Raw genomic sequence first — 8,077 nt, 5'->3', positions numbered from 1 at the left:
GAGATGGAGCAAATACTGACCAGTACGGCAAGGACTCTGGTGTGACGTTTCAAGTACTTCATGCAACCTCCTGTTCATGGCCGTGGACATACAACCGCGCACCTAGCGACCTCGACGATCCGTGACTCGAAGTTCCGTGGGATCTATTGCTTGCCCGATTCGCTGGCAGACGCGTTCTCGTCGTCAGGGCTACTCGTGTCGTCGCCGACAGGACCGATTGGACCCACCGTGGCCGTGCCGGTTGTGACCATGTGCTTGGGGTCATAGGGATTGTCGGTTTCCTGAAGTTGCCGGTATGCAATAGAACCATCAACCTGCTTGCCGCCCGTGACTTCGGAAGCCGATGTGTTCAACGCTGCAGATTGCCTCGCGCCCGGATCCGACTTTTGAGAGCTGCCAATGGAGTTTCCGGGCATCCCGACCTTGATGTTGCCGACGGACCCGAGCCGAGAGCCTGTCGCCTCGAGCTTGACGTCTTTCCATCGTGATTTCGCCTTGCGCAATGCACTCTCGTCGGCGTATTTGGGCTTGAGTTCTTCGAGGATCACATTGGCCAATTCAAGCTGATCGGCATCAAGTTCGTCGTTGATCGTATCGCGCACCCTCACGTAGTAGGGATCTCCCCGCTCTGCCGCCAGGACACTCCAGGCCATGGCCCTTGGCATATCCACTGCCACCCCCTCGCCCTTCGCATATATGACTGCGAGGTTGTACTGAGCTGGCTTGTAAGCCCAGGATGCGGACACCGAGTACATTTCAATCGCGAACTGGTATTGCGCCTTGGTGAAGGCTGTGACTCCCTTGTTGAAGAACAACAAACCGGGACGAGCCCTGTCTCCTGGTCCCACGAAGCCCTGGTCGCGATCCGAATTACCGCGCGAGTCATAGGAAGGTGCACTCCCCATCTCCACGCCGTCTTCGCCCTCGGCCTCCTCCTGTGCCAGCAATGGAGTCGAACAAAAAATCATTGCAAGGACGATGCCCTGCATGAAGCGCGTTGAAACTCCCATTTCACACCTCCTCCACAAGTCGCCCCAGGGCGCCCAATGATTAGGGGACGAACGAACGCGTCAGACCGTCGCAAGATCTGCATTGCAAAAGACAAGGAATAGCAATTCTGGCGACAAACGTGAATGGAAACCGCCACATAGGAGATATGGCAAGCTGCGGCTCACTTGCGAATCAGCGATCGATCGCGGGATTTGCCCGCACCTCCGACAATGGCCAATTGATCTGTTCAATACGGATGGACGCAACAATCGATGCCTTCCTGATTGCCACGACGGCGAACTCGCAGACGTTCCAATGACAGGTTCGTTTCCGTTGCAGGGGCGTTCGTTGCCTGTCAGGTCATGGCGTCGCAGGACTTTCGGGCCAGCCCCATGTTCGCTTCTGGAGACGCAGCTATCCTGGCCGACCGGCCTGCAAGTGCACACACGAACCTGCATCCAGGCTGCCGCCGACAGATCCCTGCATGGTGCTCGCCCTGCGCGTATCCCGGCATGGCATTCGCTCAGCATGCTTCTTGCTTGACGGCACCGTTCGCGGAAATCGGCGAATCTCGGTCGAGGTGACCCGGATGGCTGCAAAGTGCGCGATCCCTGATGCCGAACATGCAACATTCACACTGGATCGGAGGACTCACGAAACTCCTTGAAATCAGCCCTATTGGGGAGGATGCTGGTCGCGGCTTGCGAACATAGCGACAGCTGTCTGATGTCGATGCCGGACAGCGATTTCAATGGCCATTGTCATGCGCGTTGAATTCAACGGAGAGACCGATCATGAAAACCATCGCAATTGCATCCAGACTCACATTCACTCTGGCGGTTGTCTCGTTCGCCGGCACCGTCAGTGCACAGCTATACATCAACGGCCCGCTGGATTCGGGTCCGATTACTGATAGCGGTACGGTTGCGCCATCCGGGTTTAGTTGGTCCGAGGTACAGCATGATGATGGCGTTCTTACCGAAGCCAACACCCTGAGCGGCGTATCGATGAGTGTCACGACAACCACAATTTTCCGTGGCGCGGATGACTTCATTGTTCCTGCAGGCCAGGCGTGGACCCTGACCGGCGCGGTACTGTTTACCTATCAGACCGGTTACGCGGGAACGATCTCGCCGGTTACGGACTACACCCTGCGCATCTGGGACGGCATTCCGGATGATCCGGGCAGCAATATAATCTGCGGCGATGAAACAACGAACGTTCTGGTAAGTTCGACAAGCTCAGGCCTCTATCGCGTGTTCAACTCGGTAGCCCCACCGCCCGGCAGTACCGCTGCAACCAACCGCCTTGTTTGGCGAAGCAAAGTGGCCATTCCAGCCGCCTGCGGCAATCCAGGCCAGTTCACCCCGGGCACCTATTGGCTCGACTGGAACTCGACCATTGCTCTAGCCGCCGCCCATTTCGATCCGCCGGTAACCGTCGTCGGCGCCCGCAATCGGCCTGGCGACAACGCACGCCAGAGAATTGCCGGCGGCGTATGGCAGGCTGTCATCGACGTTGGAAACCCGGATTTGACGGCTGCCGATCTCCCCGTGGATTTCCCATTCCAGCTTCTCGGTTTTGACGAAAGCGACGGCATTTTCCGAGATGGCTTTGATCCTTCGGCTCCGGACTGATTGCACACCGCACAGTTCGGTCCTGATCCACCTGCCGGTTTCACAGTCTTCGGCTAGTCGAATTCATTGCTGAAGATCGTGTCGCCGCCGTGGGTATCGAGCAGTCCAACGCCCTGAATCAGGGAGTCGGCATGCAGGCGCAGGTCGTCAGGCGGCGCAGGCAATGCTGGCCGCCTGGTTACCGCTTCCCTGGACGTTGGCAGCGGTCTGGTTCCGGTTGGCCAGTTGCTTGTGAAGACCTGCGATCCATCGAATTGATCATTGACGAAGCGGATGCTCGACGAATTTGCATCTCCGCCCTAACCCAACCGGAAGAACTGGTTGTAGTCGGTCGCGGAGGGATTGATCTCGTTGATCTGGAAATCCAGGTGGGGAAACGTGCATTTCCACTTCCGGAGTCCTTGGGGCTCAGCCCCGATCGACGGGATTGCGAAGTGCAGGATTCTACCTCCAGGGGCCAGGACAACAGCGTTCAAGCGGCGGACGAATGCCCTTCACGATTTTCCATCGTTGTGGTCAGTGTCCCGCGGGCGATACGCGATTGGAGTGTCGCCAGCGGGTGGGTGTCGTGCCAGACCAGCGCCGAAACGCGATATTGAAAGCGCTGCTGTCAGCGTACTGGAGACTGTGCGCAATCGACTGGATTGGCATGTCCGTGTTGATCAGCAAGTGCCTTGCCACTTCATGGCGGACTTCGTCACTCAACCCCTTGAACGTGGCGTCATGAGCCTGCAATTTTCGATCAAGGCTGCGGCGATGCATGCCGAGTTCCGAAGCCACGCGTTGCATCGAGACATTGCCTAGCAACAGGCGTCGCCGCAGTATCCGGCGTACCTGGGCAACCAGATCACCCGTTTCCCTGGCTTCGAGAGCCCTCGCCTGCGCAACAATGGTTTTCAATTTCACGGCATTGGTCGAAGCAAGCGCTTGGTCCAGCCAGTGGCGATCGAAGACGACGGCTGACTGCTCCACGTCAAATCGCAAGGGTGCATTGAACGTATCGACATAGGGCTGCAGATCGACTGGCGGCCTGTATGAAAAGCGGACTTCCGTTGGCGACCACGTATCACCGCATAGTTCGCGCAGTGCATTGCAGGATTCCGCCAGCACGATATCGGTGACTATCCGGATATCATCGATGCCGGGTTCGTAGATCATGTAGCTGAAGCTCGCGTGCCTTGGAGTCTCTGAAAGCGCGAGCTGACCGCCCCCGTCCGACAAGGTCAGGAAGCGGCAGAGCATGAGCAAGGCGGAACGCACATCGGCGGAGAACCTGGTCAGTTCGGCCACAATGCCCAGAGCATCCATAGACGTCGCGTTTCCGATCAGCAAACCCAGATGTGCACATCCGGTTCGCGCGGCACAAAGATCGAGCAATCGCGATGAGTCTCTATACGGAATCAGATTGTCCGGGTGATCGAACAATCCGGCCGGCAATCCCGATTCCGCAAGTATGCTGGCCAGGTCAACGCCGAACTCCTCAAGCAAGGGTCCCAATGCCATCGTCGACGCTGCGCGGTCAAAGCCCCCTGGCACCACCCCCGATGCGCGCAAGATGCGCGGCGCCGTGTGACTGCGAACCGTAGATGGCATGGGCATGACAGAATTTGATCGAGGAAGAATCTGGCAGGCAGGAATTCGCCTGCGCAATGTGTCACAAAAAAACGATTGATTGCAAATACGAACGCGGTATAAATACGGTCTGGCTGGCGCATCGACAACCGGCTGGCCCGGAACGCCGTATCTGATGACAGACATCGATCGAACCCGGAAAGACTTCAATCTACACAGCGGAAACCACGTTCCGGCGCGATCCCGACTCTGGCAACAAGCGACGCTCGATCCCGGCCGCCTGGAGGCATCACTGCCAGTCCACATTGAAGCGAATGGATGGTCGATTCTTATCCGCTCGCACGGCCAGCCAGGCGCTCGACGCATGAGCAGCCCACACTTCACTACTAAATGGAGCACGACATGAGGCAGCACCTTGGTGCATTGGCAGTTTCCATAGTCACTTCAATACTTGCATTCTCCGGCACGAACTCCGCAAGAGCCGAAGTATCGGCCGAAACGCTGAAGTCGATCTCGATGCCGGACAAGGTTGACACGACTATTGGCGAGTTGGAGTTCTTTGACGGTGTGCCCAGCGATGCATCGATCGACAAGCTGTATGACAACCTCGACCGCATGCGCGGTGTCCAGGCGTATCTGGACAATCAGGGCGCCGCATCGTTGTATGCCATGCGCATGGGCAATGCAGACATCGGCGGGACTTCGAATACCGTCACTATCACCGAGCAACTGCTCAAGCCGGAATCACTTTATCTGACCGGCAATACCTCGACACTGTATGCCTTGACCTACCTAGACCTGAAGGTCGACGGTCCGCTGGTGGTCGAGTTGCCGCCGGGGATGCTCGGTTTCCTTGATGACGCCTGGTTCCGCTACATCGAAAACATGGGCCTGCCCGGCCCTGACCACGGCAAGGGCGGCAAGTACCTGCTGTTGCCCCCGGGATACACCGATGCTGTGCCCGATGGCTATTTCGTCGTCAAGATGCCGACGTACCACAACCTGATGTTCCTGCGTGGCTCGATTGCCAAGGGTCTGGCGCCCGCCATCAAAAACATCAAGGACGGACTCAAGATCTATCCATTGTCCAAGGCAGCCAATCCTCCGGCGACGGTGTTCGTCGATTTTTCCGGGAAAAGCTACAGCACGATAGTGACAAGGGACTTGAGCTTCTATGAGGGCCTTGATCAGATCGTGCAAGAAGAGCCGATCGATGCGATCGGGGCGGAGATGCGTGGCAACCTGGCCGCTATCGGAATCGTCAAGGGCAAGCCTTTCAGCCCCGATGCACGCATGAAGAAACTGCTGACAGAGGCTGCAACTCTCGGAGCCGCGACCGCGCGTGCCATCACCTATCAGCCGCGCATCGAGGGCGTGGAGATCTACCCTGACACCAACAGTGCCTGGACCATGGGCTATGCCAACAAGAACACCTCGTTCACTGACGATGGTGCGATGAATCTCGATGCCAGGGTGCTGTTCTACTACAACGCCACCGGCGTCACCCCGGCCATGGCGATGACGCGAGCAGGCGCCGGTTCCGACTACGGCATTGCCTATCTGGATTCCAACAAGAAGGCGTTCGACGGCTCGAAAACCTACAAGCTGCATCTGCCGCCGAATGTGCCGGTCAACAATTTCTGGGCTGTCACCATCTACGACACGCAGACCCGTTCGTTGTTGCAGACGGAGCAGCCGTTCCCGACCCTTGGCAGCCAAAGCAAGGGCTTTGAAAAGAATGCCGACGGTTCCTACGACCTCTATTTCGCGCCGAAACCACCAATCGGCAAAGAGGGGAACTGGCTTCAGACACTGCCGGGCAAGAGCTGGTTCGCGATCCTGCGCATGTATGGACCGCTTGAACCGTGGATCAACAAGACCTGGCGGCCGAGTGAAATCGAACCGGTCAAATAGTCAATCGAACGGATCGGAGGCAATTGAATTGTCAATCATTCGCTCCGTCCGTTTTTCGACCCGGCGATCGGGTGTAGCTTCGCCGATCAAATGGGTCACACGCGCGCCTGAAACTCAGGAGCAGCCAGGCAGGCCTCAGGGTCAGCCTGCACCTGCACCAGGCTTGATGCGAGACAACGTACTCAACCACTTCAATCAAGAGGAAGCATCATGAAGAACTCCCCTCAAAACTCCCTCAAGCTGGCGGTAGCTGGCCTGGTGGCGATCGCCGCTCTGTCGGCCTGTAACAAGCAAGCCGACGAAACAGCAACCACCACGCCACCGGCCGAAACAACGGCAACTCCCGCCACGCCAACACCTGTCGCAGCGGCAGAAGGCCTGACCACCGAGCAATTCAAGGCGCTCGCCGAAGAGGGCTTCATCTACGGCCTGCCGCTGGTCATGAACTACGCGATCATGAATGAATACGCGGTCGATCCGAATTCGTCCCAGTACAAGGCTCCGTTCAACCAGATCAAGAACGAAGCGCGCGTGTTTACCTACAAGGACACCGCGGTTGTCACCGCCAACAGCGACACGCCGTATTCCCTTGGGTGGCTGGATCTGCGTGCCGAGCCGATGGTGGTCACGATCCCGACCGTAAAAGACCGCTACTACTCAGTGATGCTGAACGACGGCCACACCTACAACTACGGCTACATGGGTAGCCGTGCCACCGGCGGCAAAGCCGGCAGCTATATGGTCGTCGGCCCCGACTGGAAGGGCGACAAGCCGGCCGGCATCGACGAAGTATTTCAATCGCTCACACCATTCAGTCTCATTGCATTCCGCACCCAGCTGATGAATCCCACCGACATGCCAAATGTCGAGAAAATCCAGGCCGAGTACAAGCTTCAGCCACTGTCGGCCTTCCAGGGCGAGCCGGCCCCGGCTCCGGCGGCGGACCCCGGTTTCCTGCCGGCCACCACGGCTGGAATCAAGGCGAACTTCTGGACTTATCTCGGCGCCGCGCTTGAGTACGTTCCCGAAGCTGACGAAGACCGTGACATCCGCTCCAGGCTGGCCGCGATCGGTATCGGCCCCGGCAAGAAATTCGACATCAAGAGCCTCTCACCCGAGCGCCAGCAAGCGATGGTCGAGGCCATGAAATCCGGTGACGAGAAGGTTACTGCCTACCTGGGCTCCGGCTTGATCGATGTCAATGGCTGGCAACTCGGCTCGTTGCCGGGTGACCGGGCGCACTTCAACGGCGACTGGCTCATGCGTGCAGGCGCCGCCAAGGCGGGTATCTACGGCAACGATGCCGTCGAGGCCGTTTACCTGTTCGGTCGGGTGGACTCCAACGGCCAAGTCGTCGATACCAGCAAGCACAACTATACGTTCACCTTCGCAAAAGGCGAGTTGCCGCCTGTGAACGCGTTCTGGTCGGTGACGATGTACTACGGCAAGTCGCAGTTGATGGTCGAGAACCCGATCAACCGCTACCTGGTCAATACGGCGATGGTCTCCGACATGAAGAAGAATGCGGACGGATCGGTGACGATCTATGTCCAGAAGGATTCGCCGGGCAAGGACAAGGAAGCCAACTGGTTGCCAGCGCCGAATGAAACGGCCTACATGGTCATGCGCCTGTACTGGCCGAAGCCGGCCACCGAGGCGGTGACAGTCCTTCCGGTTGGCAAGGGCAACTGGAAGCCGCCCGGCATCGTGATAGCCGAGTGAGCGAGCCGCGCTGCAACCCGCTTTCCCCCGAGAGGAAGAAATTGAAATGAAACAAGTGATTCTAGCTGGCGCAATTGCATCCATTTGCGCATTTTCCATGCTGCCCGTGGCAGTCATGGCAGAAGACGCCATCGTCATCAATGTCGACAATTTCGACAAGGCACAGACCGACTACGAGTTCGAAGGCATCGTGAAGATGGCTGGCGGCATCAACAAGCTGCACAGCAATCGCACGCCGACGC

General features: G+C 58.0%; 6 protein-coding genes. 4 read left to right on the top strand and 2 right to left on the bottom strand.

Annotation, left to right across the window (positions count from 1 at the left end; genetic code table 11):
* Positions 1 to 143: 143 nt before the first annotated feature.
* Positions 144 to 1,010 carry a sel1 repeat family protein gene (locus tag WBP53_RS16090; RefSeq protein ID WP_423930747.1) on the bottom strand — a complete coding sequence of 289 codons (867 nt, stop codon included), beginning with the start codon at positions 1,008 to 1,010 and terminating at the stop codon, positions 144 to 146.
* A gap of 774 nt (positions 1,011 to 1,784) precedes the next feature.
* On the opposite strand from WBP53_RS16090, the gene WBP53_RS16085 reads away from it, so the two are divergent.
* Positions 1,785 to 2,627: a hypothetical protein gene (locus tag WBP53_RS16085; protein WP_423930745.1), complete on the top strand. Its 843-nt coding sequence runs from the start codon at positions 1,785 to 1,787 to the stop codon at positions 2,625 to 2,627.
* A gap of 516 nt (positions 2,628 to 3,143) precedes the next feature.
* Here the strand turns inward: WBP53_RS16085 and WBP53_RS16080 are convergent.
* Positions 3,144 to 4,226 (bottom strand): AraC family transcriptional regulator, encoded by a 1,083-nt coding sequence (locus WBP53_RS16080; protein ID WP_423930743.1) that lies wholly within the window; start codon positions 4,224 to 4,226, stop codon positions 3,144 to 3,146.
* Between the two features lie 375 nt (positions 4,227 to 4,601).
* Between WBP53_RS16080 and WBP53_RS16075 the strand changes: the two genes are divergently transcribed.
* The 3 genes from WBP53_RS16075 to WBP53_RS16065 all read left to right on the top strand — a co-directional run.
* A complete protein-coding gene (locus tag WBP53_RS16075) occupies positions 4,602 to 6,113 on the top strand; it encodes a DUF1254 domain-containing protein (protein ID WP_423930741.1) in 1,512 nt (503 codons plus the stop codon).
* 210 nt (positions 6,114 to 6,323) lie between these two features.
* Positions 6,324 to 7,835 (top strand): DUF1254 domain-containing protein, encoded by a 1,512-nt coding sequence (locus WBP53_RS16070; RefSeq protein WP_423930739.1) that lies wholly within the window; start codon positions 6,324 to 6,326, stop codon positions 7,833 to 7,835.
* 46 nt (positions 7,836 to 7,881) lie between these two features.
* A partial coding sequence (locus WBP53_RS16065) for a hypothetical protein (protein ID WP_423930738.1) occupies positions 7,882 to 8,077 on the top strand: 196 nt, incomplete at its 3' end.

It is taken from the genome of Dokdonella sp. (genome assembly GCF_049593775.1).
Taxonomy (GTDB): Bacteria; Pseudomonadota; Gammaproteobacteria; order Xanthomonadales; family Rhodanobacteraceae; genus Dokdonella.
This window is presented reverse-complemented; position numbering and strand designations above follow the sequence as displayed.